General features: G+C 61.9%; 19 protein-coding genes, 1 pseudogene and 1 riboswitch. Of the genes and pseudogenes, 14 read left to right on the plus strand and 6 right to left on the minus strand.

The annotated features are described in order from the left end of the window. Window positions 1-159: 159 nt before the first annotated feature. Window positions 160-442: riboswitch (cobalamin riboswitch) on the minus strand. Between the two features lie 35 nt (window positions 443-477). Continuing rightward, window positions 478-582, minus strand: a pseudogene (locus QM741_RS10315) (short-chain dehydrogenase); the annotation flags it as partial. Window positions 583-689: 107 nt separating this feature from the next. On the opposite strand from QM741_RS10315, the gene QM741_RS10320 reads away from it, so the two are divergent. The 9 genes from QM741_RS10320 to QM741_RS10360 all read left to right on the plus strand — a co-directional run bounded on the left by QM741_RS10320 (window position 690) and on the right by QM741_RS10360 (window position 9,269). Next, window positions 690-1,271 (plus strand): RNA polymerase sigma factor, encoded by a 582-nt coding sequence (locus QM741_RS10320; RefSeq protein ID WP_415207618.1) that lies wholly within the window; start codon window positions 690-692, stop codon window positions 1,269-1,271. A 30-nt stretch (window positions 1,272-1,301) separates the two neighbouring features. Continuing rightward, the gene (locus tag QM741_RS10325; RefSeq protein ID WP_415207619.1) at window positions 1,302-2,291 is read left to right on the plus strand and encodes a FecR family protein; all 990 of its coding nucleotides are present in this window, start codon (window positions 1,302-1,304) and stop codon (window positions 2,289-2,291) included. A gap of 78 nt (window positions 2,292-2,369) precedes the next feature. Continuing rightward, window positions 2,370-2,642, plus strand: coding sequence for a CopG family ribbon-helix-helix protein (locus QM741_RS10330; RefSeq protein ID WP_415207620.1), 273 nt, complete (start codon window positions 2,370-2,372; stop codon window positions 2,640-2,642). Then, window positions 2,630-2,920 carry a type II toxin-antitoxin system RelE/ParE family toxin gene (locus tag QM741_RS10335; RefSeq protein ID WP_415207621.1) on the plus strand — a complete coding sequence of 97 codons (291 nt, stop codon included), beginning with the start codon at window positions 2,630-2,632 and terminating at the stop codon, window positions 2,918-2,920. Before QM741_RS10330 ends, QM741_RS10335 begins: the two co-directional genes overlap by 13 nt. Window positions 2,921-3,425: 505 nt before the next feature. Further along, window positions 3,426-3,731, plus strand: coding sequence for a type II toxin-antitoxin system RelB/DinJ family antitoxin (locus QM741_RS10340; protein WP_415207622.1), 306 nt, complete (start codon window positions 3,426-3,428; stop codon window positions 3,729-3,731). Continuing rightward, window positions 3,712-3,999: a type II toxin-antitoxin system RelE/ParE family toxin gene (locus QM741_RS10345; RefSeq protein ID WP_415207623.1), complete on the plus strand. Its 288-nt coding sequence runs from the start codon at window positions 3,712-3,714 to the stop codon at window positions 3,997-3,999. Before QM741_RS10340 ends, QM741_RS10345 begins: the two co-directional genes overlap by 20 nt. Before the next feature lie 255 nt (window positions 4,000-4,254). Continuing rightward, entirely contained in the window at window positions 4,255-6,900 is a 2,646-nt protein-coding gene (locus QM741_RS10350; RefSeq protein WP_415207624.1) for a TonB-dependent receptor domain-containing protein, read from the plus strand. Window positions 6,901-6,953: 53 nt separating this feature from the next. Then, the gene (locus tag QM741_RS10355) at window positions 6,954-8,909 is read left to right on the plus strand and encodes a sialidase family protein (protein ID WP_415207625.1); all 1,956 of its coding nucleotides are present in this window, start codon (window positions 6,954-6,956) and stop codon (window positions 8,907-8,909) included. Window positions 8,910-9,065: 156 nt separating this feature from the next. Next, window positions 9,066-9,269, plus strand: coding sequence for a HigA family addiction module antitoxin (locus QM741_RS10360; protein ID WP_415207626.1), 204 nt, complete (start codon window positions 9,066-9,068; stop codon window positions 9,267-9,269). A gap of 354 nt (window positions 9,270-9,623) precedes the next feature. Here QM741_RS10360 and QM741_RS10365 read toward each other — a convergent pair whose 3' ends face one another. From QM741_RS10365 to QM741_RS10380, 4 genes are read right to left on the minus strand one after another with little or no spacing between them, the layout of a single operon-like run. Next, window positions 9,624-9,899 carry a BrnA antitoxin family protein gene (locus tag QM741_RS10365; RefSeq protein WP_415207627.1) on the minus strand — a complete coding sequence of 92 codons (276 nt, stop codon included), beginning with the start codon at window positions 9,897-9,899 and terminating at the stop codon, window positions 9,624-9,626. Next, the gene (locus QM741_RS10370) at window positions 9,886-10,026 is read right to left on the minus strand and encodes a hypothetical protein (RefSeq protein ID WP_415207628.1); all 141 of its coding nucleotides are present in this window, start codon (window positions 10,024-10,026) and stop codon (window positions 9,886-9,888) included. The genes QM741_RS10365 and QM741_RS10370 overlap by 14 nt, the downstream gene beginning before the upstream one ends. A gap of 1 nt (window position 10,027) precedes the next feature. Then, complete coding sequence (locus tag QM741_RS10375; RefSeq protein WP_415207629.1) at window positions 10,028-10,348, minus strand: BrnA antitoxin family protein; 321 nt, start codon at window positions 10,346-10,348, stop codon at window positions 10,028-10,030. Then, complete coding sequence (locus tag QM741_RS10380) at window positions 10,332-10,601, minus strand: BrnT family toxin (protein WP_415207630.1); 270 nt, start codon at window positions 10,599-10,601, stop codon at window positions 10,332-10,334. The genes QM741_RS10375 and QM741_RS10380 overlap by 17 nt, the downstream gene beginning before the upstream one ends. A 120-nt stretch (window positions 10,602-10,721) precedes the next feature. Here QM741_RS10380 and tnpA point away from each other — a divergent pair, with 120 nt between their 5' ends. After that, window positions 10,722-11,153, plus strand: coding sequence for an IS200/IS605 family transposase (gene tnpA / locus QM741_RS10385; RefSeq protein WP_415207631.1), 432 nt, complete (start codon window positions 10,722-10,724; stop codon window positions 11,151-11,153). A gap of 504 nt (window positions 11,154-11,657) precedes the next feature. Here tnpA and QM741_RS10390 read toward each other — a convergent pair. Beyond that, a complete protein-coding gene (locus tag QM741_RS10390; protein ID WP_415207632.1) occupies window positions 11,658-11,876 on the minus strand; it encodes a hypothetical protein in 219 nt (72 codons plus the stop codon). Window positions 11,877-12,038: 162 nt separating this feature from the next. Here QM741_RS10390 and QM741_RS10395 point away from each other — a divergent pair, with 162 nt between their 5' ends. From QM741_RS10395 to QM741_RS10410, 4 genes are read left to right on the plus strand one after another with little or no spacing between them, the layout of a single operon-like run. Further along, window positions 12,039-14,183 (plus strand): TonB-dependent siderophore receptor, encoded by a 2,145-nt coding sequence (locus tag QM741_RS10395; RefSeq protein ID WP_415207633.1) that lies wholly within the window; start codon window positions 12,039-12,041, stop codon window positions 14,181-14,183. Window positions 14,184-14,198: 15 nt separating this feature from the next. Beyond that, window positions 14,199-14,471, plus strand: a complete 273-nt coding sequence (locus QM741_RS10400; protein ID WP_415207634.1) for a hypothetical protein — start codon at window positions 14,199-14,201, stop codon at window positions 14,469-14,471. Between the two features lie 11 nt (window positions 14,472-14,482). Then, window positions 14,483-14,755, plus strand: a complete 273-nt coding sequence (locus tag QM741_RS10405) for a hypothetical protein (protein WP_415209108.1) — start codon at window positions 14,483-14,485, stop codon at window positions 14,753-14,755. Further along, complete coding sequence (locus tag QM741_RS10410) at window positions 14,752-16,326, plus strand: PepSY-associated TM helix domain-containing protein (RefSeq protein WP_415207635.1); 1,575 nt, start codon at window positions 14,752-14,754, stop codon at window positions 16,324-16,326. The genes QM741_RS10405 and QM741_RS10410 overlap by 4 nt, the downstream gene beginning before the upstream one ends. Window positions 16,327-16,359: the final 33 nt, after the last annotated feature.

Consider the following 16,359-nt stretch of genomic DNA (forward strand, 5'->3'; position numbering starts at 1 on the left):
ACGCGCAGCCAAGCAGGCCGCGACCGCCGGCCTTCGCTCCCGCGAGCGAATACGGAACTTTCGAAGAGAGGGACGGGGCGGTTGCAATCCCGAAAACGCGATCGGATGCAACGTGCCCGGCCACCCTTCCCGCGAAGGTCCGCAAGCCAGACGCCGCGCTTGCGCACGACGATCGCGGGCCGGTATTCGGACTTCCGGGCGCGAGGCTTGCGCCCCACCTACTTCGATGCCGCTTCCCAGACCGCATGGGTCCAGTGCGTGTGGCAGCGTTCGTTCCCGGTCACCGCTGCGGGGCAGTCCTGGAATTGAGGAGTGCGGCCACGGATGGCCGCTTTTTGATCTTCGCGATCACGGATGATCGCAGAGATCCCTCGCACCGGGTTCCCGATTAAGCCCTGCCCAACAATATGCTGGGTGGGGCGCCGTTGACGGACACAAGATATGCCGTATCGGCCGGTCAGTCAATCTGCGCTGCGATCATAAGAACATGCCGCCCGAAGCCTCGATGCGCTGGCCCGTGATCCAGCCCGCTTCGGGCGAAAGAAGCGCGGCGATCGCGCCGCCGATGTCGTCGGGCCGGCCGGCCCCGGGTCCTGCGGCCGCGTTGAACGCCGCGCCCCGCGGCATCTACACTGCCCGCCCGCAGAACGAATGCGCGAGGCGATGCCGCTCAAACGACGGCGTGGACGATGGCGAACAGTTCGACTACCGAATCCGCAGAGGCGTTGTTCGACGCGACATCGTCGGACGGCGACGGGCGCGCGTCGCCGTGCTCGGCGCAAATGGAGGGTTTCATCCGCGCCGAACGCCCGGCATTGCTGAGCTGGCTGCGTTCCCGCACCGCGCTCGAGCAGGATGCCGAGGAAGCGGCGCAGGACTGCTTCATGCGCCTGTTGCGCTACCAGCACAGCAAGCCGGCTTTCGCCTGGCGCTTCCTGCTGTACCGCATCGCGCCGAGCGTGCTCGCCGACCGTGCGCGGCGCACGAAATCGCACCACGCGGCGGATCATGTGCAGCTCGACGGTCTCGACATCGTTTCCGCCGAGCCCTCGCAGGAACGGATCATCGCCGGCCGCGAGGAACTCGCGCTGCTGCGCACCGCCATCCTCGATCTGCCGCCCAAATGCAAACAAGTCTTCCTGCTCAACCGCCTGCACGGGATGACCTATGCGCAGATCGCCAAGCATTGCGGCATATCGGTGAAGATGGTCGAAAAGCACATTCACAAGGCGGTCACGCTGTGTCTGGCGAAAGTGGAGAAGGGTGGGTGATGCCCTCGCTGTCGCGTATTGAAGAAAGCCATGGCCAGCATTCCGATGAATGATCGTGCCGCCGCGGAAGCCCGGCGCTGGTTCGCGCGGTTGATGGCGCCCGACTGCGCGGCGGCGGAGCGCGCCGACTTCGAACGCTGGCGCACGGCCGACCCGCAGCATGCCGCGGCGTACGACCGCGTCGAAACGCTGATGGGCCGCGTCGCCGAGCTGGGCGACGATGCGGCCATCCGCCAGGCCGCGCGCGAGGCGCTGCGGCCGGTGCGTCCGCAACACGGCTGGCGCCGCACCGCGGGCTGGGCGCTCGCGGCCGGCATCGCGGCGGCCGTCGGCATCGGCATCTTCCACTTCTTCCGCAACGGCGATGCTCCCGCCGAACACTTCGCCACCGCCACGGGCGAGCAGCGCAGCGTGCAGCTTGCCGACGGCACGTCGATGCAGCTCGACACCGACACCCGCCTCGACGTGCGCTACACCTCGAGCGAGCGCCGCGTGGAACTGCAGCGCGGCCGCGCCCAGTACAAGGTGGCGCACGACGCGCGGCGCCCGTTCGTCGTCGACACGCTCGGCGTCAGCGTCACCGCGGTCGGCACCGAGTTCCAGACCGGCATCCGCGACGACACCGTCGTCGTCGCGCTGCTCGAAGGCAAGGTGTCCGTCGCCAGCGACAGCGTGACCGACCGGCACGCCACGCTCGTGCCGGGCGAGCAGCTCGTCTACAACCGCAGCGGCTCGGTCTGGAGCAAGGGCAGCGTGAACCTCGATGCCGCCAACGGCTGGACGCAGGGCAAGCTCGTGTTCAAGGACGAGCCGCTCGAAAACCTCGTCAAGGAAGTGAACCGCTATTCCAGCGCCAAGCTGCGCATCGCCGACCCGTCCCTCGCGCCGCTGCGCATCAGCGGCACGTTCAAGGCCAACGACCAGGAATCCCTGCTGCTGGCGCTGCAAGGCATCTGGTCGATCCGCGCCGACAGGCAGGCGAACGGCGATGTGCTGCTGTCGCGGCCCGCGGCGAAATGACATTTGTTGTTCTGGACACGCCCCTCACGCGGTAGTAGGGTATTGACAGGTACTACCTTTGAATATCGGAGACCTGCGATGGCCACATCGCTCAAACTGGACGAGACCCTGAAAGGCCGCGTGCAGCATTTGGCGAGCGTCAGGCGCCGCTCGGCGCATTGGATCATGCGCGAAGCCATCCAGCAGTATGTCGAGCGTGAGGAACGGCGAGAATCCTTCAAGCGGGATGCTCTGCGCGCCTGGGATCACTATCAGGCGAGCGGCCGGCACGTCACGGCGGAAGACGCCGACGCTTGGCTGGTCAAGCTGGAGAACGGCGAAGACGCGGATCCGCCCAAGTGTCGAAGCTGATTTGGACGCCCGAGGCGCTTGCCGACGTGCAACGCCTTTATCGCTTCCTCGCGCCCAAGGACGCCAACGCCGCGCAACGCGCCGTCCAAGCCATTCGCGCCGGCGTCAAGATGCTCGCTCAGCATCCGCGCGTTGGCCGCCCCGTCGAGGACATGGAGCCGGAGTTTCGGGAATGGCCGATCGGCTTCGGCAACAGCGGCTACGTCGCGCTCTACCATTTCGACGGCAAGACGGCGGTTATCCTCGCCGTCCGCCATCAGAAGGAAGCAGGCTACTGAATGCAAGCGCGAGTCGACGGGCCCCTTGACTCTGATGCTCCGAACTTTAAGGCATTTTTTGTTCAACCGCTGACGTAAGAGCGCCCCCTTCCGGCTGCCGCCACCTTCCCCCGCGCGACGCGCAGGGGAAGGATTCTTTCGTGTTGCGCCTGGATCTTTTCCTTCCCCTGCGTAGCGGGGACTGTATTGATTTTCCTTCCCCCGCGAGGCGCGGACGTATTGATTTTCCTTCCCCCGCGAGGCGCGTGGGAAGAGCCTGCCCCCGAGGCGCTTCTGATCGGGGGTGCCCCGCAGGGGCGGAAGGGGGCGCTTTCGTCGTAAGCACTTGAATCGAAAATGCTCTAAGCGTCGCTGCACACGCCGATGGCATAGACGCGGCCTTGCTTGCCGACCTTACTTCACTTGCTTTGGCTCGGGCTTCGATGGCCCCGGAGCGATCCAATAATTCTTGACTGTATCTCGATTGAGATACATCATGAACATCAGACTCAAGAGGACTAGCTAGATGGCCGCTCAAACCTCAATGCTCCACGTACGCGTCGACGATCGACTCAAGGCCGACGCCGTGGAAAAACTCGCACGCGTCGGTCTCACCGTCTCCGATGCGGTTCGCATCCTACTGACTCGTGTCGCCGCTGAAGGCGGCTTGCCTGCCGGTCTCACCACGGACGCCGAAACCCATGACGCTTGGTTCCGGACCAAGGTGCAGGAAGCTCTTGCCGATACGCGGCCTACCGTGCCTCATCGGCAGGTGATGGACGAAGTACAAGCGCGGATCGATCGGAAACGCCGTGACCGCGCGAGCGCTTGAGTGGCGTGAGGCGGCACGAGCCGACCTTCTTGCCATCGTCGACTACATTTCCGACGACAATCCCGACGCTGCCCAGCGGTTGAAGGACGAGATCGAGGGCAAGGTATCCAAGTTGCAAGATCATCCGAAACTCTACCGGCCGGGGCGAGTCGCCGGTACCCGCGAACTGGTCGTCCGGCCCAACTATGTCGTGGTTTACGCCGAGGACGCGCACGCCGTCGTGATTCTGCGGGTGCTGCACGCCGCGCAACAGTGGCCGCAGGGCTAAGGCTTCGCGTGGAAGAATTCTTCCTCTGCGCGCAGGGGCAAAAAGTAGCAATCTGAACGGAACGCTTTTCGTGTCGACACTCGAGCGAAAAATGCTCCAGCCGCAACAGAGCATGGAGGCTTCGCAAATACCAAAAAATTTTTCGCCGCCGAGGTAGGGAGCGGCCGATCCTTTGCGTGTTGTGTATCGAGGCCGCATTCGGCCCGTTGCATTCGTTCGGGCCGCGGCCCGATCACACAACCTTGGGGGATGACCATGCGAAAAAGCGAATCGGGATCGGCGGCGTGGTGCTTGAAGTTCGCCGTGCTGTTGTCGGCCGCCTGTGTGGAGACGGGCGGCGCGGCGCAGGCGCAGGCGGCGGAACAGGCCGTCAAGACCTACCGCATTTCCGCCGGCGATCTCGGCACGGCGCTCAATGCGTTTTCCGACCAGAGCGGCCTGCAGGTGCTGTTCGACGCCGCTCTCGTCGAAGGCCTCAAGGCGCCGGCCGTGCAAGGCCAGTTCATCTCGAACGATGTTCTGACGCGATTGTTGAAGGGCACCGGTTTGGAACCGAGCTATCTCAACGAGCGCGCGGTCATCGTCAGAAAAGCTGCGGCCGTGCCGAAGGCGGCGCCATCGACGAAAAAGCCCGAATCCGAATCCGCTCCGCAGCAAGAGGAGCCAGCCAAATTGGAGAACGTCGTCGTCACGGGCACGCGGATCAAGGGCGCGCAGCCGTCATCGCCGGTGGTGATGATCACTCAGGACGACATGCGGTTGGCCGGGCAAAACAATCTCGGCGACGTGATTCGGGCGCTGCCGCAGAACTTCAGTGGCGGTCAGAATCCGGGGGTAGCCATTGGGGCTGGCGGGGACACTGCGAATCAGAACGTCTCCGGTGGCTCCGCTCTCAACCTGAGAGGGCTGGGGCCGGACGCCACGTTGACGCTCCTCAATGGTGCTCGGCTGCCTTATGACGGGAGCCAACAGGTCACAGATATCACGGCCATCCCTGTTGCAGCGATCGAGCGCATGGAAGTGCTGCTGGACGGTGCGAGCGCAATCTACGGCTCCGATGCCGTAGGCGGCGTTGCCAATATCGTCCTGAAGCGGGACTACGACGGCGCGGAAGTCACAGCGCGGACCGGTCGGGCAACCGATGGTGGCTATGGCCAAACCGAAGTCTCCATGGTCGGAGGCGAGACATGGGCATCAGGTGGGCTTCTTGTGACGGGCGAGACCAGCAGTACCGGCAACGTGCTGGCGAACCAACGTGACTATCTGAGTTACATCCCTAATCCTGATCTGCTGTCAATCTATCCGAAGCTCTCGCAGGACAGCGTTCTGATAAGTGGCCACCAAGAACTGGGATTGAGCGCCGAGGTGACGCTGGATGCGTTCCATACAAGGAGGTCGATGACGAGCGGATACTTGAGCACCTCGACCTACTACGTCAATGGGGCCGACAGCAATATCAGTGGTCTGTCGCCGTCGCTTCGGGTCACGCTGCCGGGCGATTGGTCCATGCAGCTACATGGAATGGTGGGCGAAGACGAGGACCAATTGAGTTCCATCTATCGACTGATTTCCACCGGCGCGCAAACATCGCAGGTTCGCAACCAACTCCACAACCATGTGAATGCGGCAGACGTCGAATTTGAAGGAGCACTCTTTGCGGCCCCAGGAGGCGATGCACGAGCCTCAGTCGGCGGCGGTTGGCGCGAGACGCGATTCGAGCAAGCCAATCTGATTACTGGATTTGTGACGTTTCCGAAGGCCTCCGACGCGAACCGCTACGCGTACGCTGAGATCAATCTGCCATTGGTAGACGAATCGAAGGCGATTCCTTTGGTCAACCGTCTCGCACTCGACGGCGCGATTCGATATGAAAACTACAACAGCTTCGGCGATACAACCACACCGAAGATCGGTGCGATTTGGAAAGTGTCTTCCAGCCTCGACGTCAAGGCAAGCTGGGGAAAAAGCTTCAAGGCGCCGACGTTAAGTCAACAGTACCAGCAAATCAGCGTAGGTCTTCTGCCCGCCTCGGCGCTAGGACTGACTGGCGTACCGAGCACTGCAACTGCGCTGATTGTCCAAGGCGGGAATCCCAACCTCAATCCGGAACGAGCTGACGTTGTCACGGCGGGACTGGTGATTCGTCCTTCGTTCGTGCCGGAAAGCAGTATCGAACTGGGCTGGTTTGATATCGACTACACGCAGCGGGTGACCCTGCCCTTTCCGATAGGCACGCAGTATGGTCAAGCATTGGCTGACCCAGCTTATGCAAGCTACTTGATTAGCAATCCGACTGCCAGCCAACAACAACAATTCATTCAGGGGGCTGGCAATTTCGTCAATCAATCAGGGCGACCTTACGATCCGGCGAGTGTTGTCGCAGTTTTTGACAACCAGAATATTAACGCCGCATCCCAGGTAGTTCGCGGCATTGATCTGGATATCCGATATGCAACGTCCATGCTGGATGGCCTGTTGTCCCTGAGTGCCGGAGGTAGCTGGATCACGGACGCCCATCGGGTACTCGTCGACCCGACGCATCCAGTTGCCACGGCCGGCGTTGTGGCCTATCCGGCAAAGTACAAAGGTCGGATGGGGGCAAACTGGTCGCGTTCCGCACTCACCTTCGCGGCCACGATCAACCAGGTAGGCGGCGTGTGGAATACCAGGACGACGCCTAACGTCAAGGGCGACTCGATGACAACGCTCGACCTGGTCGCCGACTACGCAGCCGATGTAGGTCAACTGAAGGGGCTTGGATTCAACGTCTCGGTGCTGAACGTGTTCAATCAGCGTCCACCCTTCCTGATGCCGATCCAACCCTACTACGTCAACTACGATTCAACGAACTACTCCGCGCTCGGCCGCGTCGTCAGTGTTGCGATCACCAAACGATTCTAAGAAGCGCCAGATCGCATCCTACCTGCAAAAACGATGAAAAAGAGTTCAACTCTATGAAAGGGTTTGCATCATTTTCTTTTGTGGTGGCTGGCTGCGCGGGTATGCGGCTCGATCAAGCGGTTCTATCGCCCAGACATACTCGAACGAAATTGGGCCGCATGTTCATCGCAGTGTGCGTGATGCTGAATTTCAACGCGAACGCAAGCCAGATTCATTTCTCTCCGGAAATGGCTTACGAGAGTCGGAACATTACGGTAGGCGAAGAGCCAGGCATGTGGTGCGCACATCCAACCGATCCGAATCAGTTGATCGGCATTACATCGGCACCCGAGACAGCATCTCTATCCGGGAACTTCATACAGCAGAACTACATAGTGAGACGATCCAAGGATGGGGGTCGCACTTGGAAGGAAACGCTAAGAACATCCGCCGCGCCGAGAGAGGCTGATCCGGCGTGTGCTTACGGCCCTGATGGCGAGGTCTTCGTCTCCGCAATGACAAATTTCGGAACGCGTTTTGATGGGGCGAGCATATGGAGGTCTACCGACGGCGGCCAAACTTGGGAGAAGCCGTCGCGCATTGAGCATGCGCGTTTCTTCGACCGACCGTTCCTGGCTGTCGATCGGGGAGCTACAGCGCACCATGGACGCTTATATGTCGTCGGGTGGGGCAAATCACTGACAGGTGACGCCCTACAGAGGCCAGACGAGATTGTCGTATATACCTCGGACGATGGCGGTAAGCACTTCAACCCGCCTGCATACATTCCAACTAAAAGCGCCCAGGGCCGGGACGGGATCGTTCATCTTGGCGAGCCAACGGTTTTGCCCGACGGCACTTACATCGTTTCATGGGCTGAACTGGACATGGAGCTTGATTCCACTACGGGAGCAGGACTGGCCAGCCAGGGGACAGGAACGAGCATGATTAAGATTGCACGCTCTATAGATGGCGGGCGGTCATTTGAGCCCCCCATTGAGGTCGCCAAGGCCCGATGGAAGATGGAACTAAACGGCAGAAGGTTTACGGTAAGCAAGTACTACCCGAGTATCGCAGTCGACAATACCGAAGGGCCGTTTAGAAACACTATCTATGCCGCTTGGGCAGACGCAACCGAGGGCCGACAACAAATTGCGTTCAGTCGATCCTCCGATGGTGGAAAGACGTGGACATCGCCGAGTATCGTCAGCGATGGTCACGCATTTGATTCGTCAGAGCCAGCCCGTGGACCGCATAACAAAATGGTGGTATTGAGGGTCAACAAGAATGGTGTTTTGGGAGCGTTCTACTATGCACAAAGCACTCCCGACCCTGATGTGCAGTTCTGGCCGGTATTCACCGCATCCCTCGACGGGGGCACGACATGGTTGCCGCCAGAGCACGTGTTGAAGACGCCGGTGTATTACGGCGCAATGAATCTGAATTGGGATTGCTGGCGTTATCTGGATCGCCAAGGAAACGCGTTACCCTTGCTCTGTATGTTTCCCGCCAGGACAAGCGTCCCTAACTGTTTATATGGCCTAACCACCAGTGCCGACGGGGACTTTCGGATATTCGCGTTCAGCGACCCGAACGGGCAACCGACATACACGATGCGGAACGCGTCGATCCAGGGCAACGTCACGCGCCGTGAGGAAGTTGCTGCCGACGTCAACGTTAACATGCAGACGATTTCTTACGACCCAAAAACACAAATCGTCATCGCCCGCGCGGTAATTACGAACGTCGGCACTCATGATCTGGGGTTACCCATCCGGCTGGTAGTGAATAATGCGGGGAACAATCCGACTTTGGAACAAAAGATTGAGATCCTGAACTCGGACAATGCTCGGGAGACTGCGGGAGCGTGGTGGGACTTCAAGAGCACATCGAGTGGCCGTACTCTCTTTTCCGGTCAGCGCACCGAGCCACGTATGCTCAAGTTCCAATTCGCTGGAAAATTTAAGACGTCAATCAGCTCTGCACAAGGAATGCTGCTCTACCTTAAAGTCTACGCGACGGAAATCTAAGGCTGAAGGTGCGCGCCTTCTCGTTGTAAGCCTATTGGCGACCGCGCAGGGCAGCACAGCATCCGGATGAATCGGAAATGGCAAGTCTGCTTTATGTGGACAGCCAATGGCCTAAGTAGCGTCGAAATCGTCGATTACCACTGAGGAGATACCATCATGCGCAAAGTTGCTTACCCGCATCCTGGTGAAATTCTGATGTGTGAATTTCTGGAGTCGATGAGCATCAGCCGGTACCGGCTGGCCAAGAGAATCGGTGCGCCGCAGCGGCGCATCGGTGAGATTGTCGCCGGCACGCGTTCCATGACGATGGATACCGGCCTGTGCCTGTCACGTTTCTTCGGCATGTCCAAAGGGTTCTAGGCGGGGTTGCAATTGGATTACAAGGACGGAGATGCGAAGCGCCCCAACTCCGTACCTTCGATGGACGTCGAAACCTGCGAAGCAATGCGAGGGCGGCAAACCTTGCTGACGTATTCATGTCGCCGTTGCATTGACGGCTCGATTTGAAATTTTCGTGCCGTTCGCGCGCGGAGCCCTTCGACTTTGCTCATTGACAGGCTGGTTGATCGAGCATGACGGCATCGAAGTGCTCAACCTGCACAGCTACAGTTCCGAACTGGGTACTGACGAATGCTCGGACGCCGACTTCGAGGATGTCGTACCCCGGCCCATGTCGGCGCGCAGCGGGAGGCAGTTGAAAGGCGCGGCGATTCGTTACAGCGCGAACCGCTCGCGCAGGATGGTGTTGACGCGCGTCTGCCAGCCTGCGCCGGTCGCCCGCAGTACCGCCAGCACGTCCGGATCGAGGCGCAGCTTCACGGCCTGTTTCGGCGCGGCCTTGGGCGGACGGCCCATGCGAACCGTCGGCGCTGCGGCCTTCCACTGCGCGTCGGTCAGGGGCTTGGCATGCGGGTCGCGGCGCGCAGCGGCGGTAATCGCCCTGTCCTGGGCCACCGTGGGGATGACAGTCCCGGCTTTAAGTTTCGGCATAGCGTTTCACCTCTTTGCGGTTGGCCTTGCGCAGGCTGATGATGCGGCGGGTAGGGTCGCGGTCGACGAAGGCTACGAAATAGAGCGTCAGGCCGATGTAGCCGTCTGCAACGGCCAGGAGGGCCACTTCAATCTGCCGCGCGTTGCGGTCGGCGCTTGCCGGTCTTCGGCGAATGCGTTTTCAGCCAGTCGGCAAGTGCTGCATCCATTCGGGTTTGCCAGCCTTCGCCGCTGTTGCGAAAGGGCCGCAAGACTTCCGGCGACAAGCGGATCGTGATCCGCTCCTTGGTCACTTCGGCGCGTGGCCTGCCGACCGACCGCAGGCGCTTGAACTCGGCATCGGAAAGCTCGTAGGTATCCGGATCGGCGGCGATGCCGGCATTGATTCGGGCATCTTCCTCGGGCGTGGGAAGGATCAGTTTCCGCCCTGATTTAGTAGTGACCAGCATATTTCTTCACCTCTCTTGCATTGGCTTTGCGAAGACTGATGATCCGGCGGGTTTCGCCGCGATCGGTGAACACGACGCAGTACAGACGTTCGCCAATCGGCGCATATCCGACCATGCGAACTTCGCGATAGTCCTTGCGGTCATCCGTATGAGCGACGAGCAAATTCCATTCGATCCGCTGCGCTTCGGCGAGCGAAACGCCGTGCCGAGCGGCATTGGCGGCGTCCTTTGTCGGGTCGAACTCAATCTTCACTAAACAACTATAGGAGTTCCCCCGGCTTTGCCGGGGTGGCAGTAACAGTTTGACATTTACGGGAGTTCATCGGAAACACTCCGAGCGTGAGCCGCCAAGCACACGAAACGGAGAGTCCCGATGGACGAGTATGAGAGTTTGAGCCACACAAAATGGGAGTGCAAATACCACGTGGTATTCATCCCGAAGTGTCGAAGAAAGAGTTTGTACGCGGAGCTACGCAAGCATCTTGGAGAGGTGTTCCGGCAGTTGGCGAGGCAAAGAGAGAGCCGGATAGAAGAAGGCCATCTGATGTCGGATCACGTCCACATGCTTTTGGCGATACCGCCGAAGTATGCGGTGTCGGAAGTGGTGGGATACATCAAGGGCAAGAGCGCGATTCATCTGGCGCGTACGTACGCAGAGCGGAAGCGGAATTTTCAGGGCCAGCACTTTTGGGCGAGAGGGTATTTCGTTTCGACGGTAGGTCGGGATGAAACGCAGATACGAGCCTACATTCAAAATCAGGAGCACGAGGACAAGCGCATGGATCAGTTGAATCTGTGGCGCTGAGTTGGCACCGACAGGTGCCAAAGAACGCGGGGCCGCGTTAGCGTCCCCGCACAAGCCGCTTTGAGCGGCTCACATCAATAAAGCCCCCGGCTTTGCCGGGGGATACTTACTTATCGTATGTACATAAATTAGCTCTGTCAAGTATTTCTGTGCATACAATCTGCGCGCCCCGACGATTCGTACTCATCACGTTATTGAGAATTACTCTCATTCCATTAATATCGTCCGGCTCGGCCACCCATCGGCAGCCCTTGTCCTCCCCCGTTCAAGGATCTGCCCATGAATTTCTCCCGACCCTTCCCCGTTCCCGACATCGATACGCCGAAAAAGCTGCTGAGCAGGGCGATCGGGTTTGGCCTCGCGCTGAGCGGATCGCATGCGCTGGCGCAGGACGCCGCATCGCCGGCCGACCAGGCGCCCGACCAGCCCAACAAGACGCAAGCCAAGCAGAATGGCGCGCAGGAATTGCAGCAGGTGAACGCTCGCGGCCGTATGCCGCGCGGTTCACTTCTTGCCGTAAGTCGCGTCGTGGTCAGGCGGAATGATCAACAGGCGGATGAAGTCGCCGTCACGATAGGCGACCGCACGGCGCGCCTGAGTGATGCGCAGGCTGTAAAGCGCGTCGATGCCGGCAGCACATTTGATGCTGGCGATTTTTTCCCAGCGCAGGCCCTTGTCGCGATAGACCTGTGGCCACGTCGAATGGCGCAGTTTGGCAAGCATATCCAGTGCGGCATTGGGCTGCGTCCGTTACGGCAGGTTTCCCGAGTCGATACGATCTCCGGTGGATATGTTAATGAAAATCATTATCGTTTAAGATACGCTCGTTGGGCGTCAGCGGGTTGCCGCGTCCTCAACGTACTTTTTCTTTCTGGAGCCTCATTCATGCATAGCGCCTTTTGCCGGCGTATCGGCAGTCCGCGCGTTTCCCTGCTGGGCCTTGGTCTGCTGATCGCCGGCCAGTCCCACGGACAAACCGCCGAATCCACGGGTGCGGACACCCCGACCGCCGAACTGGACAAGATCCTCGTCGTCGCCCAGCGCGCCGACCGCGTGAGCAACGGCGCGACCAATCTGGACCTCGCCGTCAAGGAAACGCCGCAGTCGATCAGCGTGGTGACGCAGGATCAGTTGCAGGCGTTCGGCATCGACGACGTCAACGACGCGCTCAAGCTCGCCACCGGCATCAACGTCGAGGCATGGGAAACCAACCGCACCAACTACACCGCGCGCGGCTTCGACATCGAGAACACCCAGATCGACGGCGTCGGCATGCCGAACGGTTGGGGCATCGTCACGGGCGCGCTGGATTCGTACGGCTACGACAAGATCGAAGTGATCCGCGGCGCCAACGGCCTGCTCACCGGCGTCGGCAATGCCTCGGGCACGATCAACTACGTGCGCAAGCGTCCGACCAACCAGGCGCAAGGCGAAGCCGGCATCAGCTACGGCTCATGGGGCAGCACGCGCGAGCAGGTCGACTACTCGACCCCGTTCACCGCCAGCGGCACCTGGGCCGGGCGCGTCGTCGCCGCGCACGAGGACGACGGCTCGTACCTGCGCGGCCTCGACAACCAGCGCGATTACCTCTATGGCGTGATCGACGGCCAGATCGGCGACCGCGGCACGCTGACCTTCGGCTACAGCTACCAGAAGGCGAAGACCCACGGCAACATGTGGGGCGCGCTGACCTTCGACGACAGCGACGGCAACCAGCTCGAATGGAACCGCAATGCGTCGACCGCGCAGGACTGGACGTACTGGAACACGCAGAACAACAACGCCTTCGTCGAATACAGCTATGCGCTTTCCAGCAACTGGCAGTTGAAGGCGACGTACAACTACCAGCGCTTCGAAGAAGACGACTTGCTGTTCTTCGCCTACGCGCCGTCCGGCCTCGATCCACAGACGCGCGAGGGCCTGGTCGGTTGGGCCTACCGCGGCAACGATGTCACCACGCAGCATCTGGGCAACGTCAGCGTCAACGGCCATTTCAACTGGCTCGGCCGCGACCAGGAAATGATGTTCGGCGCCAGCCTCGCCCACAGCGATTATCCGCAGTACTACTATCCGATCGACTACGGCGAAGCGGCGTTCGGCGCGTTGCCGGCATTCCCGTATGCCGGCAACGCGATTCCCAGGCCGGCATGGGGCGAGCAGACCTTGTCCGACACGCTGAGCCAGCATCTCAAGCGCGTGTTCGGCGCGACGCGGTTGTCGCTGACCGACAAGCTCAAGGCCGTCGTCGGCTTCAACTACGCCGATTTCAGCCGCGACGACCAGGCATCCGGCGCGCAAAGCGAGAGCAAGGTCAGTCCTTACGGCGGCCTGACCTACGACTTCAGCGACAACGTGCTCGGCTACGTCAGCTATTCGGACATCTTCCAGCCGCAGGACTACTACGACATCAATCACGTCTATCTCAAACCGACCAAGGGCGTGAACTACGAAGCCGGCATCAAGGCCGACTGGCTCGACAAGCGCCTGCTGACCACGCTGGCGGTGTTCGACGCGAAACAGCAGGGTCTGGGCACGCTCGGCGGCGTCGACGTGGACACCTTCCAGTATTGGTACGTCGCCGAAGACGTGGAATCGAAGGGTTGGGAATTCGAGGCCTCCGGCAAGCTCAACGACTACGTCGACCTCGTCGTCGGCTACACGCATTTGAACGTCGGCGGCGACAAGGCATTGCTGACCGTCGTCGACGGGCGGATCAACCCGTGGATTCCGCGCGACACCGCCAATGTCCTGCTCAGCGCGCGCGTGCCCGCCTACACGGCGTTGTCGTTCGGCGTCGGCGGCAACTGGCGCGGCAAGACCGCGAACGTGGACAGCTCCAACGGCTTCACCGTGCGCCAGGGCAGCTACGCGGTGCTCAACGCCTTCGCCGCGTGGAAATTCCTGCCCAATGCCACGCTGCGCCTCAACGTCGACAACCTCGGCAACGAGAAATACATCGGCAGCCTGTACCAGATCGGCTACTACGGCGCGCCGCGCACGGCCAAGCTCAGTCTCGACTACAAGTTCTGATACGGCCTCGCTGCCATGATCGCCGCCTGCCTGCTGCTGTCGCTGCTCGCCGCGTCGGGTTTCTATCTCGCCTGCGCGCACCAGCGCCTGTGGCCGTCGGCCCGTGCGCATGCGCGCGGGCTGCGCGCGGGCGCGTGGGCCTGCACGGCACTGGCGACGGCGGCGGCGATCGCCGAGCGCGGCGTCTGGGCCGGCGTGTTCGCGGCGCTGACCGCGCTCATGCTCGCGCTCGTGCTGTTGCCGTACGCCGATGCGTGGCGGCAAACGCGCAAGGCGCCGAAGTCGTGACACGTTCGGGCATGCAGGCCAAGTCGTGGGCCGCCGCGCTGCTCGGCCTACCGCTGACCGTCGGCCTCGTCGGTCTGATCGCGCTGGCGTGGCCGGGCCGGCAGGAGATCACTGCGTTGCCGTGGGTGCTGATGGCGTTTCCGGTCTGGATCGGCGCGATGTCGCTCGCTTTCGTGTTCAGGACCGGCCTGCGCGCATGGTTGTGGCTCGGTGGCGCGACGCTGCTCTGCTTCGCGTTGCTCTACGGCCTGAAGGCGATAGGCTGGATCGGAGTGGCCGCATGAAGGCGGCGACGCTGCGCGCGTTCCTCTGGCTGCACACCTGGGTCGGCCTCCTCGCCGGCATGGCGCTGTTCATCGCGTTCTATGCGGGCGCGATCACCGTGTTCTCGCACGAACTCGGCGACTGGAATCGCAGCGCCGCCGCCGCGCTCGAGCCGGCCGATTCGGTCGCGCGTTCGCAGGCTCTGCTCGACACGGTGCTGCGCGAGCACCCGCAAGCGGCCGAAAGCCTTTATCTCGTGCTGCCCGGCGATCATGGTCCGCAGCCGTCGGCGTATTGGTTCGAGTCGGCGAGCGGAAAATCGCGCCGCTTTGCGTTCGCCGACGCCGATTCGAGCGAGCTGCGCGAATTGCCCGAACGCGAAGGCTTCGTCGATTTCATCTACGACCTGCATTTCACCGCCGGCTTGCCGAAGACCTTCGGCACCTATCTGTTCGGCGTGGTCTGCATCCTGTACGGACTGGCGCTGGTCAGCGGCGTGGTGATCTATGCGCCGGGCTTCTTCAAGGACCTGTTCGCGCTGCGCCTCGGCAGCAACATCAAGCGCCTGTGGCAGGACGCGCACAACGTGATCGGCATGCTGTCGCTGCCGTTCCACGTCGTGTTCGCGTGGAGCGGCGCGGTGCTGACGCTCGGCCTCGTGCTGCTGCTGCCGTTCGAGACTCTGGTCTACGAGGGCAAGCTGACCAAGCTCGTCGAGTACGATTTCTACGGTGCGCCGCAGGTCGCCGCGGCGAAGACAGCCAAGCCGTCGCTGCCGTTGCGCGAACTGCTTGCGCGTGGCCACGAAGCCTCGCCGCAGATGCAGGTCGAAGGCGTGTCCTACGTCAACTTCGGCGACGCCAACGCGCGCGCGACGTTGTACGGCACGCTGGCGCAGCGGCGGCTCAACACGCTCGCCGCGGTCGCGCTCGATGCGAGCAACGGCGCGGTCGTTTCCGTGGTCGAACCGAAGACGATGACGCCCGGCATGGCGATGCTGCGCGGATTGCAGTCGCTGCACTTCGGCGACTTCGGCCAGGTCGCGGTGAAATGGCTGTATTTCGCGCTCGGTCTCGCCGGCGCGTTCCTGTTCTACAGCGGCAATCTGTTGTGGATCGAGGCGCGGCGCAAGCGCCGGCAGCCCGAACAGCCGCTGCGCACGCGCGTGATGGCGGCGCTGACGCTCGGCGTGTGCCTGGGCTGCGTCGCCGGCGTGTCGGCGACCTTCCTTGCCGGCGCGCTGCTGCCGGCGGCGTGGGCGCCGCGGATTTATTTCGCGGTGTTCTTCGCCAGCCTCGCCTGGGCCGCGCTGCGCCAGCCGGCGCGCGCCGGACACGAACTGCTGTGGCTGTGTGCCGGACTCACGGCCGCGATTCCGTTCGCCGACTGGATCGGCTCGGGCGAACACCTGTTCGCGGCGTTCGCGCGCGGACACTGGCATCGTTTCTGCGTCGATGCCGTCGCGCTGGTCCTCGCCCTCGCCTGCGCGCGCATGGCGCGCGCGACGCTGCGGCGCGCATGCCACGGCGACCCGAACAGCGTCTGGGCGCTGCGCCCCGAGCGCGTCGCGGTTGTGCGAGTCGCTTCTTGACCGACCCGCGCCCGCGCCACGTCGCCCCGCTGC

Origin of the sequence: Rudaea sp. (assembly GCF_047601565.1) — a bacterium.
Lineage (GTDB): Bacteria > Pseudomonadota > Gammaproteobacteria > Xanthomonadales > Rhodanobacteraceae > Rudaea.

Excerpts from the sequence above, each read along its gene's own strand:
- QM741_RS10390 (WP_415207632.1), bottom strand. The coding sequence starts at position 11,876 with ATGCTTGCCAAACTGCGCCATTCGACGTGGCCACAGGTCTATCGCGAC.
- QM741_RS10350 (WP_415207624.1), top strand. The coding sequence starts at position 4,255 with ATGCGAAAAAGCGAATCGGGATCGGCGGCGTGGTGCTTGAAGTTCGCC.
- QM741_RS10340 (WP_415207622.1), top strand. The coding sequence starts at position 3,426 with ATGGCCGCTCAAACCTCAATGCTCCACGTACGCGTCGACGATCGACTC.
- QM741_RS10405 (WP_415209108.1), top strand. The coding sequence starts at position 14,483 with ATGCAGGCCAAGTCGTGGGCCGCCGCGCTGCTCGGCCTACCGCTGACC.
- QM741_RS10355 (WP_415207625.1), top strand. The coding sequence starts at position 6,954 with ATGAAAGGGTTTGCATCATTTTCTTTTGTGGTGGCTGGCTGCGCGGGT.
- QM741_RS10410 (WP_415207635.1), top strand. The coding sequence starts at position 14,752 with ATGAAGGCGGCGACGCTGCGCGCGTTCCTCTGGCTGCACACCTGGGTC.
- tnpA (WP_415207631.1), top strand. The coding sequence starts at position 10,722 with ATGGACGAGTATGAGAGTTTGAGCCACACAAAATGGGAGTGCAAATAC.
- QM741_RS10320 (WP_415207618.1), top strand. The coding sequence starts at position 690 with ATGGCGAACAGTTCGACTACCGAATCCGCAGAGGCGTTGTTCGACGCG.
- QM741_RS10375 (WP_415207629.1), bottom strand. The coding sequence starts at position 10,348 with ATGCTGGTCACTACTAAATCAGGGCGGAAACTGATCCTTCCCACGCCC.
- QM741_RS10365 (WP_415207627.1), bottom strand. The coding sequence starts at position 9,899 with ATGCCGAAACTTAAAGCCGGGACTGTCATCCCCACGGTGGCCCAGGAC.
- QM741_RS10360 (WP_415207626.1), top strand. The coding sequence starts at position 9,066 with ATGCGCAAAGTTGCTTACCCGCATCCTGGTGAAATTCTGATGTGTGAA.
- QM741_RS10400 (WP_415207634.1), top strand. The coding sequence starts at position 14,199 with ATGATCGCCGCCTGCCTGCTGCTGTCGCTGCTCGCCGCGTCGGGTTTC.
- QM741_RS10395 (WP_415207633.1), top strand. The coding sequence starts at position 12,039 with ATGCATAGCGCCTTTTGCCGGCGTATCGGCAGTCCGCGCGTTTCCCTG.
- QM741_RS10330 (WP_415207620.1), top strand. The coding sequence starts at position 2,370 with ATGGCCACATCGCTCAAACTGGACGAGACCCTGAAAGGCCGCGTGCAG.
- QM741_RS10325 (WP_415207619.1), top strand. The coding sequence starts at position 1,302 with ATGGCCAGCATTCCGATGAATGATCGTGCCGCCGCGGAAGCCCGGCGC.